Consider the following 849-nt stretch of genomic DNA (forward strand, 5'->3'; position numbering starts at 1 on the left):
CCCATCACCAAAACACAATCCCACACGGGGTTCGTCTGGTCTTTGGGGGAGCTGGCTTGCCGGCGATGGGCCGCAAAGCGGCCCCAGTGTTTTCCCCGATATAACCGAGACCAAGCAATGCCGCTGTCCAACATCCAGATCCTGCACGAAGACGCCGCCATCCTGGTGATCAACAAACCGACCCTGCTGCTGTCGGTACCCGGCCGCGCCGAGGACAACAAGGACTGCCTGATCACTCGCCTGCAGGAAAACGGCTACCCCGACGCGCTGATCGTGCACCGCCTGGACTGGGAAACTTCCGGCATCATCCTGCTGGCACGGGATGCCGACAGCCATCGTGAGCTGTCGCGCCAGTTCCACGACCGCGAAACCGAAAAGGCCTACACCGCGCTGTGCTGGGGCCAGCCGGCGCTGGACAGCGGCAGCATCGACCTGCCGCTGCGCTACGACCCGCCGACCAAGCCACGGCATGTGGTGGACCACGAGCAGGGCAAGCATGCGCTGACCTTCTGGCGCATCGTCGAGCGCTGCGGTGATTACTGCCGGGTAGAGCTGACACCGATTACCGGGCGTTCGCACCAGTTGCGCGTGCACATGCTGTCGATCGGGCACCCGCTGCTGGGCGACCGGCTGTATGCCAACCCCGAGGCACTGGCTGCCCATGAGCGGTTGTGCCTGCATGCCTCGATGCTGAGCTTTACCCACCCGGTGTCCGGGGAGCGGTTGAAGTTCGAGTGCCCTGCGCCTTTCTGAATTTGTACTGCCTGTACAGGCCTCTTCGCGGGCTTGCCCGCTCCCACCGCGGGGAAAATACGCCCCCAAGCCATCTTCTGTTCTTTTGGGGTGGGG

Annotated in this window: 1 protein-coding gene; it reads left to right on the plus strand. The window is 63.7% G+C overall.

Going from position 1 to position 849, the window contains the following annotated elements; translation table 11 throughout:
• Nucleotides 1-117: 117 nt before the first annotated feature.
• Nucleotides 118-753, plus strand: coding sequence for an RluA family pseudouridine synthase (locus ACLCGK_RS11120; RefSeq protein WP_011532730.1), 636 nt, complete (start codon nucleotides 118-120; stop codon nucleotides 751-753).
• Nucleotides 754-849: the final 96 nt, after the last annotated feature.

The organism is Pseudomonas sp. S1(2024) (assembly GCF_046557535.1).